The sequence below is a fragment of the Clostridiaceae bacterium genome (genome assembly GCA_012840395.1).
Lineage (GTDB): Bacteria > Bacillota > Clostridia > Acetivibrionales > DULL01 > DULL01.
In genome coordinates this window covers 1-21,098 of sequence record DULL01000014.1, presented here as the reverse complement: position 1 = coordinate 21,098, position 21,098 = coordinate 1, and the positions used below count along the sequence as shown (strand labels likewise).

Genomic DNA, 21,098 nt, shown 5'->3' with positions numbered 1-21,098 from the left:
CTCCAGCTTAATATTCATCAAGACACCATACTTCAACAAGTTCACTAAGCAGCATTGCTGCCCTCTGCGGATTGAATACACCACACACGCAGGGAGTGGCGAGGTGCTTGGCAGCCTCCTCTATTGAAATCCTTCCTTTTTTTATATCTGTCAACATTTTTCTTACCAGAAAATGAGATACCATACCATGTCCACACATGGTAGTTATTTCAAGAAGCTCTTCCTCTGGAAGTCTTGTCAGATTTCCTCTTATACCAACTGAGTATTCCACTGTATGTCTTTTAATCCCCACTTCATTGCAAATATTATTTACTTCTTCAACATTACCTGTTACTATCACCGACACCCCAAGGTCCGCTTCCTTCAATTCCTTTAATGCTGCCTTGACTTCTTCCCTGTTTGTGAAAACTGCATGCACGATAGAAGTATCCTGGACATTGTCAACAATATCTTCCTTGTCTACTATATACATGTTGCCGGTTTTCATGTCTCCGGTATTGGAGATATTGTACTTGTGCAGTATCCTTAAAAACTCCTTTAGCGCCCATTTTGAATTTTTTTCATTAAATCCTTTAGCTGTCATCGAGAATATAATAAAATCATTCTTAAAAGTTTCGGGATCCCCTCTCCTGTGCAAGGTGTGACTCATGTTAAATCAGCCCCCTTTACCTTAAGCTTTCCTAGACCAATATTTGTCTTTCCGTTAAAGGAATACCACCTTTTATTTAAATCCATAATTTTTGCAGTGGGAACTGAAAGATCTTCATTTACTCTGGCAGTAAGATCTATTGAAAAAACTGTGTCCACTTCCTCTGCTACTTTCTCCAGTACATCTATGACCTCAATTATTCTATCAATAGGAACTATCATCTCAATAATACAAGATAATACTTTTTCATTCAGAACTTCAGGATTCATTCTTCCACTTTTTTTATCCATAAGCAATCCTGTCAGAGGATTACAGCTTTCAAATTCGACATCTAAGGCTACAAGAGCCATAAAAACCTTTTCAACATCCGAAAGCCTGGCTCCAACCCCGGGTCTTCCCATTTCGGCAGCTATCCCTGCAAAACCTCTTTTATATCGGTCTGTTATATCGCAGGTTTTCATCTCCTCTGTTCCCCTGCCTGGCACCCTGGTTTCCTTATGTTCTGCAAGTGGGTTTGAAAATGTTCCTCTTATAGAACGGGGCCATTGGTGAACAGGTTGATACAAAGAATCGGTAGGACATGCTTTTGAACGGTAACAAATACCACAGTCAACACACTCTTCTTCATCGATATAACAATGTACTTTTGTTTTCTTCATGCTTTTTTTATAATGTATACATCCCATAGTGCAGTATGGAATGCACCGTCCACATCCAACACAGGTTGATGCATTTATTTGCAACCTCTTCACCCTCCTTTATTTGCCAACAAGATAACTTGCTATCCTGTTAACCGTATCTTCAGGTTTTACATATTCAATTAATTCGCCGATTTTCTTTGAAATCATAATACTTCCTTCAACAGGAAGCCTGCTACATGTAATAACTTTCTTAACGCTTCCGGCAAAAGCAAAAACTGTGATTAAATCTTTCCTGTCAGTTATTTCAGGGAAAATTGCAAGGGTTTTGTCCACAGGAATCAGACTTAATATAGAAATAATTTCTGATATGGAACTATTTCCACCGATTACAATGATATTATCATTATTTTTCAGCAGTCCGTGTTTGGCAAGAGTTACTGCACCGTTACCATATGTAATGGTCAAAATCCTCTTATCAATAAGCATTTTTGCTGTTTCACAAAGTATCTCATCCTGCGTTAATTTGAGATTCGAGGAATTGCCTAAAATACATAATCCATTGTATTTTCCGCTTTCTATTAACTCTTTAATTCTTTCTGCTTTACAGGATTCTATAATTAATGTTTCAATCTGGGAAGAACCTTCTATCTTACTTTTTTCCCTCTTTTTATATGCATTGGCAGCTGAAAGAATTATACTGGTTATCTCCGATTCTTCGGGGCAATCTCCTATCTGTGCAAAATAAGTGTGATAATTGTCAATCACATTCCGGACTCTTGCTACTGTCCTGACATCAGTTATATATGAATCCACAAGGCCTGTCAAAATCGCAAGCTCTGCCCCTCCCTTGTCGCTCACAATATTGCAAGGATATTGGGAAATAATATCTCCAATAACGAGTATATTAAATCCCCGGGCGCCTGATTCTACAGCTGTTTCTTTTAAATTTTCCGAAACCTTTAAAAACATTCCGATAGTATCAGCACTCGAACCTTCAATACAAATGTTGATGTAATCTTCATTTAGAACCCCAAGCCCTACTTTTCTCTCTGTTATATTTTCCTGATGGGAAGATTCTGCATATAACTTATTAATTTCTTTAATAGAAAACTCTGTAAGCTTGTCAATATTAACAGTTGTTTCCCGGAAGCCATTATCATTTTTGCAATTAATTGAACATGATTCACAACCAAGCATCCTCATTAAATTACGGTAAACTAATTCATCCCTCGAAAAACCGCAAATTGTTTTTTCCTCTTTTTGTGAAAAGGGATTTATCCTGCAGGGACCTAATAGGCAGTCAAAACAACAAAGGCCTAAAGATGCAAAACCGTCCTGCGGCAACATATTTTCATACCTGTTCCATGACAGGATCACGCCTTCCCTCCCTGCTTTTTTGAAATAGCTGGCTGCTGACGGGTCGGAGCTTTTTCTTCGAACACTTCTCACTATACTTCCCTCCTAAAATAACCAGAATCATTTAGTATTCAGTAATTATTTAGATTCAGTAATCATTTATTATTGAATAATCTATTAGTATTCATTTAGTATTTAGTTGATCATGAGATACCTTTTTTCTTCTTTCTGTTAACAATTCATTGATTTGACCGGGAGTTAACAGCTTGATTGCACCTGTGGGGCAAGCGGAAAGACAATAAGGTCTCTCCATTTGAAAGCATTGATCACACTTGTCGGCACAATTTTTCTCTATCGCCGGAGATATTACTCCATAGGGGCAAACCATAATGCACATCCAGCAGCATATGCATTTTTCTGTATCCTGATATACGCACCCTGTTTCTTCGTCTCTTTTTATAGCGCCAGAGGAACATATTTCAAGGCACTTTGCATCCTCACAATGACGGCATTGGAGCGGAAAAGATATTTCCCCATCCCATTGAACATATACCCTTGGCCGTGGCAAAGCTTCTTCATTTACTGCTTCATATAAATTTTTACTCACAGATCCCCGTTCAACAGCACAGCGTAACTCACATGTTTTACATCCGAGACATAAACTTGCATCTATAAAAAGCCTCTTTTTTTCTTTTTCTTTGAGCATTGTATCCCTCCTTCTGCACAAGAATTATTTGATTTATACACTCGGGTTTTAGTACAATCTGCTAATGCTAATCAATTACTTTTACTTCAAAACCCATCATTTCTCCTAAAACTATAAGTTCTTGCATATTTGCCTCATAACAAACTGCGCTGTGATGGGTACCTCCCAGAATACTGAACTTCTCAAGAAATTCCACAACGGAAACTTTAGGTCGGAACCAACCCTCAATGCGATACTTTAATTCCTCTGAATCAGGTTTTCTTACAATTACGCCAGGAGCAATTATCATCCTGTATCCTTTATCCAAAGGAGTAAGATTAACGATGGCAGCTTCACCAGATTTATATTTGCCATAAGCACAAACTACATCTCCTGTATCAGAGAAAATCATATTCATTTTTGCTATAACCGGTTTGCCTTCACATAAGCTAATATTCATTTCTCCCATATGGCTTAGGAAAATAGTGTTATCACTCCAACCCGGACAAAACATCTCTGTAAATGAGGTCTGAGGGTATGCATGCAGCAGTGTGCCAACCAACGCAGCGGTAAGAGTATCACCCTCTCCTGCATAGCCTACTCCTCTTGCCATTGCCTTAGATGCTTCCATGAATGGCATTCTGGGAAATCCGGTTTCTTGAGTTATAGCCATAAAGTTTGCAGTAAATCCAATAAGATTATTTTTTTCTATCCATTTTCTTGTCAGCAGACAGGCTTTTACTGTGTCCACATAGTCTTTATCTATTTGAAAAGATATTGAATAATTTTCCAAGTCGGATTTTATTTCTTTAACAACTTCATCTTGATATATATCATTTAGTAATTTAGTATCATTTTCAAAATCAAAGGGAATTATTTCAATGCCTATTTCTTTCTTCAATCTTTCAGGGGCTACAAAAAAATCTCCCATTCCTTTATAACTTCCCCCTATTATTCCAACCTTGGCAGTTTTCATTAGCTTTGCCATTTTAGCAGCATTTACATATATTAACAGGCGGTCAAGCACATCGGAATAATCTATGTGGCCTGCAACAACCCAGTACTTTATCTTATTTCTATTAAGCATGCTGCACATATCCTGAACACCGTGAATACCTATATTAGGGCGTATCATCCTGGAAATACGTTTCTCGCCGAAATCATAATCAGGTGTTGTATTTAACACGATTATGGGCGCATTTAATCTCATTAAAGAATCTATACTTTCTAACGATGGTGAATACACTATATGGAGAGTAATCACTGCATCCAGATTATTCGAATTCAGATAATCTACAGCTGCTTCAAATTCTCTTTTTTCACTGCATATTGGCGTTTCAAAGACATCCAGTCCTTTTTCCTTTAATTTGCTGATAACATAATTGAGGTAAACTTTTGCTTCAGCACGCCTCTCCGGGAAATAGTCGTCGTGCATCTTCAGATAAAAGGGCAACAACCCCACTCGTACTCTATTCATAGTCATATCACCTTCTGAAGTTTTATTATTTGATGTTAAAGATTCTTGCTGCATTGTTGAAGAAGACATCTTCAATATCATTCTTTGTCAGTCCGGTTTTCTCTGAAGCGTCTTTGAAAGCAAGTATTTCTTCATAAATCATAAACGTAAATGTATTTGAAATAGCTTCCTCTACTTCTCTCATATGTTTCTCGCCGGACACATCACCGTAAAGTCCTTTGGGTATTAAATTGTAATACACACCATTTTCAACTATGCGTTTTCCTCTCATTCTGAAGACAGGAAAATCCGTTCCAAAAAGGATGCGCTTTGGGCCCACTGTTTCAATTAATTTGACAAATACAGTGGAATTAACATTGGCTGAAATATCAAAAAGCATATTTTCAGTTTTTCCGAGCTTTTCAAAGGCATCTCCCATGTCTTCTTCCGCATATGCTCTCCCCACATGTGCCACAATCAGCTTTATATTTTTATATTTTTCTTCTATCTCCAATAGCTGGGCTATGTTGACTGGGTCTTTTAACCTGCCCGGCCTTGGTATATGCAACATGCATATCCATCCATGTCTATCAAGCACTTTCAGTTGATGATGGGGAAGAAAATCAAAAATTCTTATTTCATTGCCAGGAATATAGGAAGGAGAAAAGTTCAGGTATACCTTGCTTCCCTTATGTCCACCATCTATTATGCTTTTTTCAAATTCTTCTTCATCCATGTATGGACTTGATAAAAAGAGAGTAGGAAAGTTGTTCTCTTTTCCTGTCTTTTCAACATATTTATTGCATTTCCCCAAATCATAATTTGTAGCAGGCTTCCCGAAAATTACAGGAATTACTTCCTTGCCTTCAAATAATAAATTATAGGTTTCAATTAGTTCTTCAATAGGACTGTCCTCTGCTATCAAGGCTGACCAGGCTGTTGCTCTTTGTTTTGCTCCGTCAGGCAGCTTGAAATCCTTCAGCCATACGTGAGAATGGGCATCAATTATCCTGGCGGGTAGATATTCCTTAATTTTAGAGTTATATATCTCCCGGTCAATTTCTTTCACTTCAAAAAGACTCATGTATACATCTCCATTCGTTTTCAGTTTTTCAGTTTAAATTTATAAACACTTATCATCCTTTCACTGAACCAGCTACAACACCCTTGATAAAGGTTTTCTGCATGAATAAGAAAAGTATTATTATGGGCATTGCACAAAGAAGAGTACCTGCGAACATTAATTCCCAGCTATTATACTGTGAAGAAGCATACGAAAACAGACGCGGGATCAATGGAGTCATTCTGCCCCTGGATATGGTTATTTTCGAAATAAGAAGATCGTTCCATACAAAAGTACCTCTTAAAATTAATATTGTACCTGTTACTGTTTTCATAAGGGGCATATAAATGCTTAAATAAGTCCTGGAAAATCCGCAACCATCAACAATTGCAGCTTCACCCAGTTCTTTAGGTAAACTCCGCATAAATCCAGTATAAAGAAATATTACAAGAGGTAATGACAACGCAACATAAACAAGGGAAGTCCCAAAATAATTGTTCAGTAAATTTAAATTTTTTAACATTATTACTAAGGGAATCATTACAACCTGAAAAGGTATGGTAATTACCAATATTGTTGCAACATACATTATTTTTAGTTCCTTACTTTTTACAACGCTAATGGCATATGCTGCCATGGAACCAACAATTATCATTATGGTACAGGATATTATCACATTTATTAATGAATTCATAAATGCCTGGGGATAATTTAATGACTTAAAGGCACTCCTGACATTATCAAAAGTGAAAGTTTTCAAAGGCAAGCTTACCGGGCTGGTAAGAATAAAGTTTTTGTCCTTGAATGCATTTACAATTACATAATATATAGGAATAATGGTGAGAAAAATTGCAACAGAAAGAAATAGTTTTATCCAGTAAGCTCTATTCTTCTGTTTCAAACTTTTGGTTTTAACCATTTATAGCTTCCTCCCTTTTCAGCAAAATCTTCAGCTCAATCAGCGCAATGGTCATTGCTATAACCGCAAGAACCGTAGCCAATGCAAATGCTTTCCCTGACTGCATGTATTCATAGGCAGTTGTGTAAATCATAATTGATAAAGTTGTGCCATAATAGCCAGGGCCGCCTCCTGCTGTTATTGTATAAGGAAGGTCAAAAGTTGAAAGAATAGAAATTGTTGTTAATACTATATTGATTGTAATAGAGGGCGCAAGCAAGGGTAATGTTATATGCCAGAATTCCTGCCATCCGTTTGCGCCTTCAACGGTTGAAGCCTCATAAAGTTCAGTAGGAATACTGACAAGCCCTGCATAGTAAATTACAATATAGTAACCTACAGCAAACCAGATAATTGTAGCGGCTACAGAAGGAAGTACCAGGGATATGTTACCAAGCCAATCTTTCGCTAATGAATTAAGACCAAGGAATCTTAATGTCTGATTAAGCAAGCCCTTTCTTGAATCATATATAAGTCTCCATACAAAACCAACTATTACAGGTGACAACAGGCAAGGAAAATATAATATTGATTTGGTAACATTTGAGAAAATTCTTCCCACCTTCGTCAGCAATACCGACAGTAACAAAGCCAAAATATTCAATCCCAGTACATAAATAATCCCTAAAATAAAAGTGTTTTTAATTACCAGGAAAAAGTTTCTGTCAGAAAAAATATCTCTGAAATTCTTTAATCCTACAAATGCTGCATTTCTGTTAATTCCATCAAAATTTGTAAAACAATATCCAATATTTAAAACAAGCGGATAAAAAATAAAACATAACAGTATTATTATTGCCGGCAGAGCAAACATCAGTCCTTTAATACGCCATCTGTCAGTATATGAAGAATATCGTTTATGCCTAAGGCCCCTCATATAAAATCCTCCCGTGATATCCCGGGACAGGGTGAGTATTCCTGTCCCGGAACATCTTAAACAAAATATTTTCCAAAAATTATTGATTGTTTTTCTGATCAATATATTCGGCTTGTATCTTTGCCAATATTTCAGGTACTTCAGCAGGTGTTTTACCTATATATATTTCCTGGCAAAGTTTCATTGCTTCGGCAAATACCGGTGGGGGCATCACATGAGATGCAAGACCTACTGATATTTTTGCCTTACTGAGTTCATTAACATATTCTTTCATTCTGTCATCCAACAGGTATTTGTCAGTGTTTTTAAATGGTGGAATTCCTTTTCTCGGATGCTGGAAGAATTCAAAATGATCGTAGCACATATGATCCAGCAGCATTTTAGAAAGTTTAATATTATCATTGGCAGCAACAGACCATCCAGATTCACTTCCTAATACTGCAACCACCTCTTTTCCGGGCTCATTCCAGGGTGGTATCATACAGCCAACATTCATGCCTTCTGCATCCAGGAACATTGCAGATATCCATGTGCCGTGCATTATCATCGCAGCTTCTCCTTCAAGGAAAATCTGCTGCCCTTGATTCATGTCAGTACCGAGGAAATTCTCCTGGAAATATCCCCTTTCACCCAATATAACCATCTTTTCATAAATCTTGTCCCATCCGGCATAGTCATACTTTTCTTTTTTAGACATTGTGGGGTAATCTGGTATCTGGCTTATTATTTCCTGTGCCATTCCCCAGGAAAGCGGTCCGTGAGACAGAAGGTTCGGGAATCCTCCAAACCATGCAAAAGGAGTTATACCAGCTTTTTTAAGAGTTTCACATACATCAAGTAATTCGTCCCAGTTCTTAGGTAGTTCTTTTATGCCGGCTTTATCAAAAAGATCTTTGTTGTAATAAATAAGAGAAGAAGCAATTCCACCTGAAATTCCAAATCTTACTCCTGTCGGAGATGTCCAGGCTTTTTTCATAGCATCAATTTGTTCATCCCATGCTTTTGTATCCCCGATATCAGCAAGTATTCCCTTGTCTGCTAAATCAGTTATTAATTCAGATACATTGGTTGATATTACATCAGGCAAATTATTTGCAGCAATTCTTGGTTGTATGTTTTCAATAAGTCCTGAACCAGTCATCATCTGAAGATCAATTTTAACCTTAGGATATTTCTCCATAAATGTATTTGCCCATCTTTCAGGTATTTGAGGAGCATCAGGCTGCCACATGAACATACTTATTTCGCCGGATATTTCTTCTTCTTTTGCTTCATTGGAGCTTGATCCGGTAGATTCAGAAGTTTTGGTATCAGATGAAGTACCATTTTTAGAACTTGTCCCGCATGCTGAAATAACTGTCATAACTATAGTAATTACCAACATTAAGGATATCAAGCTTAAAATCTTTTTCATTTTAAATTCCTCACTTTCTAATTATATTTACTTTGGTGAGCAAAAACCAGATATGGCTGACCAAGATGTCAAAAGTTTAATTAATAATTATTACCCCCCTTCCTGATCTTGTCTATATTGAGATTTTCAAGAAGTTTAGCTTATAGTAGCCTTATTTTCCCACATACAGTAGCTATTTGGCGTGCATTCAATTGCTTCAATATAGTATGAGGATTGGTTGAGTTTACATTGCTGCATGATTCTGAGGAACTTTCCCAGGATATGCCAACTTGAGATGTACCCTCTGATGGGATAAGCAATGCACCTAGCTTTAAGTTGTGTAATGTGGTATCAGAGTTGTTGATGATTGCAAATCTTATAATTATACCATCCTCTTTATGTAAAAGTATTACTCTAATTCCTATTTTCATGATTTCATTTTCCCATTCGTACCATATGTTGCAGTCCGGATCAGGACCCTTCCAGTCAATATTTGGCTTTTTATCTCCAATTATGACACCTTCGTCACATACGAGCACATCGGGTATTCTTATAAACCAACTCTTACCAAGCTCATGACTTGTAACCCTGACTTTACATCCAGTATTTATTAAAGGTTCCACTCTTAATGGATGAGAAACTGCAGTGCCGATTCCCCCTGCTCCGTATCCGTTTCCAGAATAGAATAACCTATATTTTTTACCCTCCTTTATTATTGAAGGATAAGCTGCCATCTGGCTGTCCCAGCGAACATCGTGATAACCTGTTGTTAAGGGTCCAAGGTCAGGACCAATCTGTAGATTTTCTCCGTAATAATTGCCTCTGAACCAGTTGATTCCATCCTCCGACTCGGCATAGCATATGGAATAATAACCCCACCGTGTTCCAATTGCAGAGTACCACATTCTGTATAACCCATCATCATCTTTCATCACTACTGGTCCTGCAACTGCGACATTTTCATAATCATGATCAGGATGCCTTTTAAAGACAGCTCCCTTCTTTTCCCAGTTAATGCCGTCTTCAGAAACCGCAAGGCAGCATCTCTTCTGCTGATGCAAGAAGTAATCATCACCGGTGGAAGGACAACCCGTGTAATAAAAATGGTACTGCACTTTTCCGTCATCAAGAACGGTTTTTATCACTGACCCTCCTGCTACTCCAATAGCATCATCATCTCCATCTATTCCACTGGCAGCAAGGACCGGATTTTTATCATACTTTTCCCAGTGAATCCCATCTTTTGATATAGCAAGACCAATTCCGGGAAAAGATTTAAGGCTATTTTTACTTCCCCCGTCATCACCATTATTGCCAGTATAATACATATACCAGAGATTCTCGTCCATTTGAATAATATGCGGTAAAACACACCAATGACTGTCAAATTCTCCTTTAGAACCATTTTCAAAAAGAGGCCCTTGTCTTTCCCATTTACTAAGATTATCCACTGAAGCTGTTGCAAGGCAGATTTTCTTTCTGCCGTCTTCAAAGTCTCCCGCGTAGTACATGTAATACTTATCGTCTCTTCTAATTACATGAGGATTCATGCAAACATTAATCCCAAAATCGCTGTCTTTTACAGGCGGCAGTATGGGATTATTCTTATCCCGGCCCCATGCAATATTCCTTTTAAACCCCTTTGTATTCATAAATAGGCCCCCTAAGTTTGTTTATTCCTGTTTCAGAAGAATACCCAAGTGTATGGTGAACTGCTGAATTGCGTTAAGAGTTCATCAAAGCGACCGTTAAATTTAACGTTTATGTGCAAAAAAATATTGCCTAATTATTCTATGCTCAATCAAATAATTTATATGTTTAATCAAGACAAATAACTAATAAATAATTAATAATCCAAGCTTAATTTGGCAATACTATCTTCTCCTTCAAGATTTTCTTTCATGATTATTTCCAGCTTTGTATACATTCTTTCATATTCGGGAGTTTTACCTTCAAATACATACCTGCAAAGCTGCCTTACTGCAAAATATCCCTGGGAAAAGGGATCCTGGCTTATACAAGCCTTGATATATCCTTCCTTCATTAATTCCCGGACTTCTCCCCATATTTCATGTCCTATCAGCACAGTATTCTTAAGCTTTTCATTTTTCTTTATTAAATGTCCGACCTGATGGAATGTGATACTGTTAAGATCATATATGCCATTAATATTTTCAGCTTCTTCTAGTATCTTTAATAAAAAGACATCATTTCCCGATACTAAATTTCTATAATTGTATGTATATTGAGCCAGAATAGTAACTTCAGGATACTTTTCCTTTAAAATATCAGAGAAACCTCTTATTCTTTCAGAATACTCCCATGATTCGATATCATTATTTATAATAAGGACGTTGCCTTTTCCTTTCAGATAAAGCCCCATTAATTCTCCAGCCAGTCTTCCATCCTGGCCAATATGAGGACCAACATAAAATAATCTTTTTGTGCCGTTTACATCATCATTTAACGTAACTATAACTATTCCTTTGTCAACCAACTCATTGATTTTATTTTTTACCGCCTCATTGTTGGAAGGAACCACGATAATTGCATTTACGTTTTCCTTAACCAATTCATCCATTTTCTCAACCAGCTTGGAGCTTTCCCTCATTACACGGACATCAAGTTCTTTTAACACTATCTCTATTCCATAATGTGAAAAATCCCTTGCAGCAACCATTATTCCTTTTTTGACAGCACCCCAGAAAAAGGAAGGTATATTCTGAATAATAACTCCTATTTTATAGATACTTGTTCTCGAAGTTATAGTGCTGCCTCCAAAAAAACTTGATCTATATCCCTTTTCCTCAATGCATTTTAGGATTTTTTCTCTGGTAGCAGGACTTATTCCTGGTCTGTTATGAATTGCCCTGTCAACAGTACCAATAGATACACCGATTTCATCAGCTATATCCTGCATTGTTACTCTTTTCATATGACCCGTCCTTGATTTAAGTAATTTACAAATAAATTATATATAACAATGCTACTATAGTCAATAAATATTTTTGTATTTTAACGTAATTTTTGTCTATTGTTACGTTAATTTTTACGCTAACAAGATAGATTTGTCATAATAATGGCATAGTATAATGTAATATAAGAAATGTATCCAATAATTCTAAAAAACATGATACTCCATATATGGAGTAAAAATGCAATAAGATATCTATTTAATCCTGATGCAAAACATATTTCATAACGTATTACTCTTTATCAGTTAATTTTTTCAGCCACTCAGCTTCATTGAAACCAACCAGTATCGTTTCATCCTTTATTATCAAGGGACGTTTAACCAGCATACCGTTAGACGCAAGAAGCTTAAGTTGTTCTTCATCACTCATACCAGGAAGCTTATCTTTCAACTTCATTTCCTTATACACTGTACCGCTTGTATTAAAAAATCTGTTTAATGGTAATCCACTTTTTTTATGCCATTTCTTTAATTCATCATATGTTGGATTATCCTCCACGATATGACGGTCTGTATACTCAAGTCCATGTTCATCCAACCATTTCTTAGCTTTCCTGCATGTTGAGCACCTGGGATATTCTATAAATAACATCATACACCACCTCCATAAGTCCCAAGCATTTGGCAGGATTTATCTTTAATAATCTGCCATATTACCCTGCAACCTTTATCTCCAAAATCTTACCATATCTTTTTTGTCTTCTATGTTATAGGTTACAATTTTTTTCAACAAATCATAATCCACTTTATCTTTCCATTTGATCCTGAACAACCCTTTTGTGTGAGAATAACCAGCTTCCTCAATTTCCTTTTCAAATATTTTAATGGCTTTTTCTTCAGGTGCTACGGCAATATGCTCCTTTGCCATGCTGAAAGCTAATATGAAAGTTCCATGGTCTGTGAACATTGGCTGATTCCACTTTATTTCCTCCTTAAGCTGAGGAAAAGTATTATGTATATAATTCAAAATACTTTCCATTCGTTCTTGTTTGTCTGGATCACTTATACTATTAATGTATTTTTTAAAATCACTCATATTTAATCTCTTTTCTTCATTTACCAAACTATTGGCAAGACTCCTGGCAATATTGACAATTTTCCGTGCTATCTATACCTGCCGTATTCCTTGACCGTCTCAAACATCGCAATTATATTCTCAGGCGGAGTACCCGGCTGAATACAATGCTCGGCAGCAAAGACGAATCCGCCGCCCGGCGCAAGCACATCAATTCTTTGTTTTACTTCCTCCCTGACTTCCTGCGGCGTTCCAAATTGAAGGGTTTTTTGAGTATTGCATCCTCCTCCCCAGAACACTATACTGTCTCCAAATTCCTTTTTTAGTTTTTTGGCATCCATATCCTTTGCAGACAATTGAACCGGATGGAGTACTTTTACGCCAATTTCTACAAGGTCTTCCAATAAAGGATATATAGCACCGCAAGTGTGATAAACTACGGTAACTCCACGGTCCTGTATAAATTTAAATAACTTTTCCTGGTATGGTTTTATCATTTTCCTGTATAATTCGGGCGACATAAGTAAATTATCCTGCATTGCCAAATCATCTGTAATTAGTATGCCTTCAATGTACTTCCCGATTGCATTCAGCAGTTTGTCATAAGCTTCTATTTGCAGTTCAAGGATTTTGTCCAGGTAAGCCCGGGAGAAATCTTCATCCAGCACCAAATCCATCATAAATTGCTCAAAACCTCTCATGTACCATGCACTTTCGAAGATTCCTGCACCAAGAACATCCGTAAATATACTTTTTTGCGTTTTTTCGTGCAGTTGCTCGGCTTTTTCCCTCATCTTTTCTATTGATTCATCTGTCAACAAAACAGGCCATTGAATCCTGTCAATGTCTTCCCGGTTAATCTCACTATATATAAATCTTTCAATGTCATAGTAATAGCTGCCTTTTGGTTTTCTCCACGGCACACCCCACGCATCCACAAAAATGTGATCTTCCCCTTTAACCAGCCAGCTATCATCCGGTATATCCCTGACATACCTTGTATCTACACCAAAAAGTTCAAGTATTTCTTCATCCACTTCTGCATGGGCACGGATAAACATTTCTGTTTTCCTGTCGAAACCCAAGTATTTTTTTAAATCATCATAAGCTTCTTTTTCTATCGCTGAAGACCTGCTCGAAAGATCTATCGGTACTCTATCAGGCTCACGGTGATTTAAAGCAAGTAACATTCTTTCCCTTGAATCCATACCTAATACTCCTTTATAGTTTTTTCTGGTTACAGTTTATTCGTCCATGGTTATAGTAAATTTATTCAGTTATTTCTTTTTTTGATATTGACGTTTAGTCTGGATATTGTTATCTTCTTAAGTTATTGTTACATTATCTGGTTATTATAATATTGCCTGGATTTTTATATTACCTGGATTTTATTATTCTCCCCAGCCATATTTCCCTTTAAGTTTTGCAAATCTGACCATTTCCACTGTTTTGATACTTATGTCACCGTCTTCTGATTTTGTAATTAGCTGTAACTCCTGCAAATCAGGCGGTCCTATTGGAATTACCATCCTTCCGCCGGGCGCCAATTGATTGACCAGTTCATCCGGTAAAACACGCGCTGCTGCAGTTACCATGATCCTGTCATAGGGAGCATGTTCCTGCCATCCCATGCTTCCGTCCCCAACTTTATAATAGATATTCCTAAAATTAGTCCTTCCAGTCTCTCTTTTGCCTTTTCCATTAATTCTTTAATTCTTTCTACAGTATAAACTTCAGTTGACATTTTTGCAAGAATAGCTGTTTGAAAGCCTGAGCCTGTCCTAATCTCAAGGACCTTGCTATTCTTTTCAGGCACCAGGAGACGTGTCATTTCCAGCACAAGACAGGGCTGGGAGATTGTTTGTCCAAAGCCTATAGGCAAGGGTGCGTCCAGGAATGCAATGGCCACATCAGCAGCTCTTAATGCCTGTTTTTTACATCCTGAAAGGACAATAGCTATTGTGAATGACGCTGGTGAATTTTGTATTATTTGATCTTATTAAGTTTATTTTCTTGTTCTTATTGGATTATGTATTCCCTTGCAGTTTTTATCATCTCCATTATGTTTTCCCTTGGAGCATACAATGGAACCTCACAGCCTGAACCTAAGATAAATCCTCCTTCATGACCTCTGGCATCCTTGATACAGCGCAGGCTGGCTTCTCGTACCTCCTCTACGCTTCCCTGCAGCAAAATCCTTGTGGGATTCAAATTGCCAATCAACGTCACCTTATTTCCGATTGTATCGGTCCACAACTTTAAATCTGACTTGTGGTCTACTTCTATTATGTCCGCGCCGGTAGCTGCATATAGTTCCATGGTTCCTGTATTGTTTCCGCATATATGCAAAAGTTTGAATGCACCTTTTGCTTTTGCATAGGGGCTAATTTCATCAAAATATTTTTTCTCGTATGGAAATGCAAATCTCTTGTACATATCGGGTGATATCATGTCCAGCGAAGCCAATGAATCACCGCATTGCACGATGTCAGATCCCGCTTTGAGCATCGCTTTTCCAAACTCTATCAAGATCTCTGTACACAGCTCCAGCAAATAAATGATTGCCTTTTCATCTGCATCATCCATCTCATGCTCAATTTTGGCCAATTCAATAAGAAACTGCTGAATTCCCATTAAATGGCCTGCCATTGTAAAGGGTCCCGTACCAGGTGTACGGATGACAGCTTCTTTCCCCAGATATTGACTGACCCTGTCCACAGCTTCTATATAGACAGGCATCCTGCCGTCCCTGTACGGATTGGGAAGCTTTAATTTGGCTATGTCTTTTAAATTCTCGACAGCAGGTTTAATTACTGTTGGTGTACTGTTTTCATGATATTCTGCCTTTAGCCCAAACCCTTCGACTATGTAGTAGTTGTCAGACTGGACACACACAATATCCTGACCGTATAATTCCCAGGCTTTAATCTGGGCATGGGCCATTTTATCAGCTTTTGTATAATAATCTATCATCTTGGTCCCTGTAACGATGGCACAATGATTCCCCATGTAGGGACCTACCGGAATACAGTCGATTTTCTCCCGGTTAACTGCAGCTTTTATCCTTTCCCTTGAATTCATTAATAAGCCTCCTATGCGTGAATAAGCTAACTATTCATGTGTAAGCAACTTCTATGTGAATAAGCCACCTCTTTGTGGGCACATTTCATGCACTGACAGCCATGTTTCTGCCATAACGCCTGTGCTTACGCTAATAAATATACCTGTACTTTTCTACAGCTTTTGCCATAGCTATAACGTTTTCAACCTTGCAGTATGCTGTAATACTGTTAGAATCAGAAATGATGAACCCCCCGCCCAGGCCTAAAACATCAATCCTGTTTTTTACTTCAGCTTCTACCTCTTCAATAGTGCCTTTACTTAAAGTATAATCAATGTCTATATTTCCAACAAGACAAACCCTGTGACCGTATTTTTGTTTTAATTCTACAAGATCCATGGCTCCTGGTTCCAGTAGATGTAGACCTTTCATCCCCAGTTTCAGGATTTTATCCATATAAGGCATCAGGTTCCCATCGCTATGGAAAATCCACGGAACTGTAATGCAATCAGCGGCTTCTTTTAAATATGGGTAAAAGAATTCGTCCCAAACTGCTTCTGAAAACAGGGGAGCAGTTTTATGTGCCATATCATCGAAAGTCCAGAAAAAGTCAAAACCTATTTCTATCAGGTTTTTTATCAATCTGCTCACCCAGCTGGTGTGCATTTTTACAACCTCTTTTACAAAATCCGGCCTGTCACACATACTATAGGCAAATTCTTCCATACCCATGCTCATTAAGGTTGGTGAAACACCAAGCCGTATCCTGCAGAAAAGAGCAAATTCTCCTTTATACCTCTTTACAAATTCAATGGCCGGCTTGAGTGTTTCTTCATCATCCACATCAGGCATCTTTATTTTTTCCAAATCCCCAGGTGATATCAACAGAGGTTTGCGAATATATACATTGCCGTCTTTCGACCTTTCCACTTCTGCAAATATTGGTGTGAGGTACTGCATGCCGATTGCATCCAATCCCAATACCTTTGCAACTTCCGCATCAATGCACTGATACGGTTCTAAAACCGACTGCTCGCCGGGCTTTGATATCGGCGACCATTCCGCAGTCCTAGGCATATATTCATATTCTATTTTTCTCCCGATAATCTGTTCTTGTATTTTCCTGTCAATATAGGCATAAACATAAGGCACCTTATCTGGTTTTTTATTGTTCAAAGCACTTAAAACGCGTTCTCTTGAATCCACCTTTCAACCTTCCCTCTCCAGGACAAGGTTACATTTCGAGACCTATGAATCAAAATCGCTTCGACGGGGATTTAGTGAAAGTTTTGCAATCCACTCTGAACAAGGTTGTTGTTATAATTTACATCAATTCATCCCCTTCTTGAAAAAGCGGAGATTTCTTGATCCTTGGTTAAATACTCTTTTCAGAGTTCTCGCATATTCCTTGTCCAAGTTATTTTATATTATATTGTATTAAATTTTATGTATTTTTTTCCATATGTACATCCGGCATAAGATAATTTATATTTCCAAAGTAATTCCCTTTAGAACAACATTCTAGAACAATATTTCAGGCAAAAATGTAACTATTTGCGGGAACAACAATAGCAGCAACAATGCAAATATTAGTATGCCATACCACGGTTTTAAAACCCTGGTCATCTTTTCTATTGACATATTTGTTATTTTAGAAAGTATAAACAACACTGTGCCTACTGGCGGTGTTACTGTTCCTATGGACATAAGTATGGAAATATATACACCGAAATAAACCAGGTCTATTCCCATTAATTTAACTACCGGTACAAATATTGGTACTGTTGTAAGAATGATCGATGTGGCACTCATAATTGTGCCAAGGAATAAATAAATCAATGTCAGAGCCACCAGCAGCAAGAACTTGCTGTTTATAACATTTATTAACCATTGCGCCGTATTCTGCGGCATACGATCGTAAACCAGGCACCAGCCAAAGGCAGATGCAGTGGATACAATCAGCAATACAACACCTGATGATATTGCAGTATTATACAAAACCTTAATCAAATCCTTAGGCTTCATCTCCTTATAGATTAGGACACTAACAATAATCGCATAGGCAGATGCAATGGCACCAGCTTCTGTAGCCGTAAAGACACCTGACAGGATACCCCCTACTATGATAACAGGTGTAAGCAATGCCCATATTGATTCCTTGAAAGATCGCCATAATTCTTTAAATGAAAATGCATTCCCGCGTGGATATTTATTCTTTTTGGTATAGTAGGCTACCATAATCATCAATAAAATAGCAATCAAAATGCCAGGAAGGAGTCCCCCCATGAATAATTTGCTCACCGAAACGCCTGCTGCAATCCCATATACAAGCATAACGGCACTCGGTGGGATAATCGGCCCGATAATGGAAGAAGCAGCTGTTACCGCCGTGGAAAACTCAATGTCATAACCCTGCTCTTTCATTGCTTCAATTTCTATTGCACCTAATCCTGCGGCATCCGCAATGGCAGTCCCCGACATGCCGGCGAATATTGTGCTTCCGAGTACATTCACATGCCCGAGACCTCCTGGTATATGTCCGATAATTGCATTAGCAAAACGAAATATACGCCTGGTGATGCCGCCTGTATTCATAACATTTCCAGCAAGGATGAAGAACGGTGCTGCCAGCAGTGCAAAAGAATCTGCACCTACAGCAATGCGTTGCGCAAATGTTTCAAGAGGTATGCCGTTTGTAATGAAAAATACCAGTGCCGCCAAACCTAAAGCAAATGTAATTGGTGCTCCCAGGGCAATAAACAAAAATAGAAGTACAATAATTAAAAGGCTCAATTCTATACCTCCTTCGGAGAGTCATTAATAAACGGGGATTTAGTCTTAAAAACTTGAATTATATGCATTGCAGAATAGAATACATACATGATACCTCCCACTACCGCGGGGATATAAAACATGTTCTTAGGATATCTCAGACTTGTCTCATAGTCCATTCGCGTTGCAATTACAAATTTAATACCATAACGGATTAATATAATTCCCATAAATATAATCAACAAGTTCATAAGTACTTCCAGGAACGCGGCAAATCGTGGTTTCAGGCATTTTAACAATATCTCGGCCCTGGGATGTTCTAAATACCGGACACCCAGTCCAGAAGCTATAAATACGCACCATACCTGAGCAAGTCTTGAAAGGTCTTCAGTCCAAGCGGCAGGTATTTTCAACAAGTAACGGAACAATACTTGCAGGCAGATCAGCAGGACCATTGCTGCTATCAAGAACACCACCAGAGCTTGCAACACCTTAATTATATATTTGTCAACAAGCTTTAGTATTTTTATCAAACTCTACTCCTCCCAACCTAATCATGATCAACGTGAAATATAAGAATAAACATAAGTACAAATAAATCATGATAAAAGCCCCAGCCAAAGACGAATAATTACGTCTTTGGCTTTAAAGGTCATTCAGGGCTTAATTAATAATTTAAGTTAATCTTATCCTATTGAATTTAATATATTGTTCATACTGATTTTAAATTTAGAGTGTTCTTGTATTAATATTGATATTATACCTTTAGTGATTTTTATCTTTTCAGTAACTTTTTTCTTTAGCGATTTTCCCTCAAGTAGTTTTTATCTTAATAGTCTTTATCTTTAGTGACTCTTATCTTCTGATACTAAATTAATAAATTGATTAATACTGCAGAATAACAGCTCGGTTTAATTTGGTCTGAAGGCATCGTATACATCTCTTCCCCAATCATCCATCCACTTTTCCAATACGGGGATTGTAGCATCGATGAAATCCTTCATGTTTATTTCTGTGACTGTTACACCTTTTGATTTCATATCTTCAACAATTTCATCAATCATTTTTTTCATAAGCTCGTTATGGTATTCCTCTATTTCAGCCGCGGTTTCATTAAATATGGTGCGCTCTTCTTCTGTCAGCTGATTGTTCCAGATATCTGCATTTATCATGATATACTGCAAATACATCATGTGGTTTGTTAGCGCAAGATACTTGGCTGCTTCGTGCAATCCAGAATAGTATAATGTGTCGATAGGCATTTCACAGCCATCTATGACACCTTGCTCAAGTCCAGTATATACTTCGTCCATGGCAAGAGCAACAGGTAATGTGCCATAAGCTGCCCATGAGTCTTCGTAAAGTTTGTTTCCTGCGGGAATCCGGATTTTCATTCCTTTTAGATCAGCCAGCTTGGTAACGGGCTTCTTTGTTAATAATTGTCTGGCAGGTTGTGGATATCCTTTTATTACATGTATGTTCCCTTCTTCTTCAACAAGGTCGTAAATATATTTCTAAGCCACTTCGCTATTCATCACTTCAACCATCTGTTCTTCGCTTTCCCAGAAATAATTGGCACTTACGAGGTTTGCTGCTTTAGAATAAACACCCAGCGAACCTAAAGCAAGACTTGCCATGTGTATACTGCCCGCCGAAAGCGAATCACGAATTGAAACCGTATTTCCAAGTACGCTGCCAGGGAACACTTCAATTGTAATACGGCCGTTAGTACGTTCTTTAATTAATTCGGCGAATTTTAAGCAGGCATCAACTATAGGCTGTCCTTCACTGCTGGTAGTTCCAAGTTTAAAAGTCAGTTTTTCTGTTGGGACACTTTTCGCTTCCTCCTTAGTGTCTTCCTTTGCTGTTTCCCCTGTTGCAGTAGATGATGATGTTGTTGATTTCGTCTGCTGGACACACCCTGTAAATAACAAAGCTGTCATAACAACTGCCAGAACCAGGGCCATTAGCCTTTCTACTCTTTTCATAATGATCCTCCCTCCGTGTTTGTCCGTAGTGTCAAAAATTCTGAATGAATTTTGACCTAAACCATTTATTTCACTGGCTTACACCAGTTACTTTCGTATCCCCCCTGAAAACTGGAAAAAATCCAGGGTTTCAGATCATATAAATTTATTAGCAGTAATAGTTGTTGTGGAGCTTGTGGTAAAGTTTATTGTGGTTTAGAATCGCTTGCT

Annotated in this window: 20 protein-coding genes and 1 pseudogene; all 21 read right to left on the bottom strand. The window is 37.8% G+C overall.

Annotated elements, in window-relative coordinates; translation table 11 throughout:
• Positions 1-7 precede the first annotated feature (7 nt).
• On the bottom strand, positions 8-649 hold the full coding sequence (locus tag GXX20_01695; GenBank protein HHW30378.1) for a hypothetical protein: 642 nt from the start codon (positions 647-649) through the stop codon (positions 8-10).
• Complete coding sequence (locus tag GXX20_01690; GenBank protein ID HHW30377.1) at positions 646-1,392, bottom strand: ferredoxin family protein; 747 nt, start codon at positions 1,390-1,392, stop codon at positions 646-648. Before GXX20_01690 ends, GXX20_01695 begins: the two co-directional genes overlap by 4 nt.
• Before the next feature lie 15 nt (positions 1,393-1,407).
• Entirely contained in the window at positions 1,408-2,739 is a 1,332-nt protein-coding gene (locus tag GXX20_01685; protein ID HHW30376.1) for a hypothetical protein, read from the bottom strand.
• A gap of 91 nt (positions 2,740-2,830) precedes the next feature.
• Positions 2,831-3,352, bottom strand: a complete 522-nt coding sequence (locus GXX20_01680) for a 4Fe-4S dicluster domain-containing protein (GenBank protein ID HHW30375.1) — start codon at positions 3,350-3,352, stop codon at positions 2,831-2,833.
• Positions 3,353-3,419: 67 nt separating this feature from the next.
• Entirely contained in the window at positions 3,420-4,808 is a 1,389-nt protein-coding gene (locus GXX20_01675) for a hypothetical protein (protein ID HHW30374.1), read from the bottom strand.
• A 25-nt stretch (positions 4,809-4,833) separates the two neighbouring features.
• A complete protein-coding gene (locus GXX20_01670) occupies positions 4,834-5,871 on the bottom strand; it encodes an amidohydrolase family protein (GenBank protein HHW30373.1) in 1,038 nt (345 codons plus the stop codon).
• A 52-nt stretch (positions 5,872-5,923) separates the two neighbouring features.
• Positions 5,924-6,769 (bottom strand): carbohydrate ABC transporter permease, encoded by an 846-nt coding sequence (locus GXX20_01665; GenBank protein HHW30372.1) that lies wholly within the window; start codon positions 6,767-6,769, stop codon positions 5,924-5,926.
• Positions 6,762-7,685, bottom strand: coding sequence for a sugar ABC transporter permease (locus GXX20_01660; GenBank protein HHW30371.1), 924 nt, complete (start codon positions 7,683-7,685; stop codon positions 6,762-6,764). The genes GXX20_01665 and GXX20_01660 overlap by 8 nt, the downstream gene beginning before the upstream one ends.
• Positions 7,686-7,764: 79 nt before the next feature.
• Positions 7,765-9,099, bottom strand: a complete 1,335-nt coding sequence (locus GXX20_01655) for an extracellular solute-binding protein (GenBank protein HHW30370.1) — start codon at positions 9,097-9,099, stop codon at positions 7,765-7,767.
• 140 nt (positions 9,100-9,239) lie between these two features.
• On the bottom strand, positions 9,240-10,730 hold the full coding sequence (locus tag GXX20_01650) for a hypothetical protein (protein ID HHW30369.1): 1,491 nt from the start codon (positions 10,728-10,730) through the stop codon (positions 9,240-9,242).
• Between the two features lie 194 nt (positions 10,731-10,924).
• Positions 10,925-12,013 (bottom strand): substrate-binding domain-containing protein, encoded by a 1,089-nt coding sequence (locus tag GXX20_01645; GenBank protein HHW30368.1) that lies wholly within the window; start codon positions 12,011-12,013, stop codon positions 10,925-10,927.
• A gap of 271 nt (positions 12,014-12,284) precedes the next feature.
• Positions 12,285-12,644, bottom strand: coding sequence for an arsenate reductase family protein (locus tag GXX20_01640; GenBank protein HHW30367.1), 360 nt, complete (start codon positions 12,642-12,644; stop codon positions 12,285-12,287).
• Between the two features lie 75 nt (positions 12,645-12,719).
• Complete coding sequence (locus tag GXX20_01635) at positions 12,720-13,088, bottom strand: iron chaperone (GenBank protein HHW30366.1); 369 nt, start codon at positions 13,086-13,088, stop codon at positions 12,720-12,722.
• Between the two features lie 68 nt (positions 13,089-13,156).
• Positions 13,157-14,275 carry a hypothetical protein gene (locus GXX20_01630; protein HHW30365.1) on the bottom strand — a complete coding sequence of 373 codons (1,119 nt, stop codon included), beginning with the start codon at positions 14,273-14,275 and terminating at the stop codon, positions 13,157-13,159.
• Positions 14,276-14,458: 183 nt separating this feature from the next.
• Positions 14,459-14,976 (bottom strand): annotated as a pseudogene (locus tag GXX20_01625) (protein-L-isoaspartate(D-aspartate) O-methyltransferase).
• 110 nt (positions 14,977-15,086) lie between these two features.
• Positions 15,087-16,148, bottom strand: coding sequence for a hypothetical protein (locus GXX20_01620; protein HHW30364.1), 1,062 nt, complete (start codon positions 16,146-16,148; stop codon positions 15,087-15,089).
• 130 nt (positions 16,149-16,278) lie between these two features.
• Positions 16,279-17,334 carry a hypothetical protein gene (locus GXX20_01615; GenBank protein ID HHW30363.1) on the bottom strand — a complete coding sequence of 352 codons (1,056 nt, stop codon included), beginning with the start codon at positions 17,332-17,334 and terminating at the stop codon, positions 16,279-16,281.
• Between the two features lie 315 nt (positions 17,335-17,649).
• Positions 17,650-18,921 (bottom strand): TRAP transporter large permease, encoded by a 1,272-nt coding sequence (locus GXX20_01610; GenBank protein HHW30362.1) that lies wholly within the window; start codon positions 18,919-18,921, stop codon positions 17,650-17,652.
• Between the two features lie 2 nt (positions 18,922-18,923).
• Entirely contained in the window at positions 18,924-19,433 is a 510-nt protein-coding gene (locus GXX20_01605) for a TRAP transporter small permease (protein HHW30361.1), read from the bottom strand.
• Positions 19,434-19,811: 378 nt separating this feature from the next.
• Positions 19,812-20,408 (bottom strand): TRAP transporter substrate-binding protein, encoded by a 597-nt coding sequence (locus GXX20_01600; protein HHW30360.1) that lies wholly within the window; start codon positions 20,406-20,408, stop codon positions 19,812-19,814.
• A gap of 6 nt (positions 20,409-20,414) precedes the next feature.
• Positions 20,415-20,888, bottom strand: a complete 474-nt coding sequence (gene dctP, locus GXX20_01595) for a TRAP transporter substrate-binding protein DctP (protein HHW30359.1) — start codon at positions 20,886-20,888, stop codon at positions 20,415-20,417.
• Positions 20,889-21,098 lie beyond the last annotated feature (210 nt).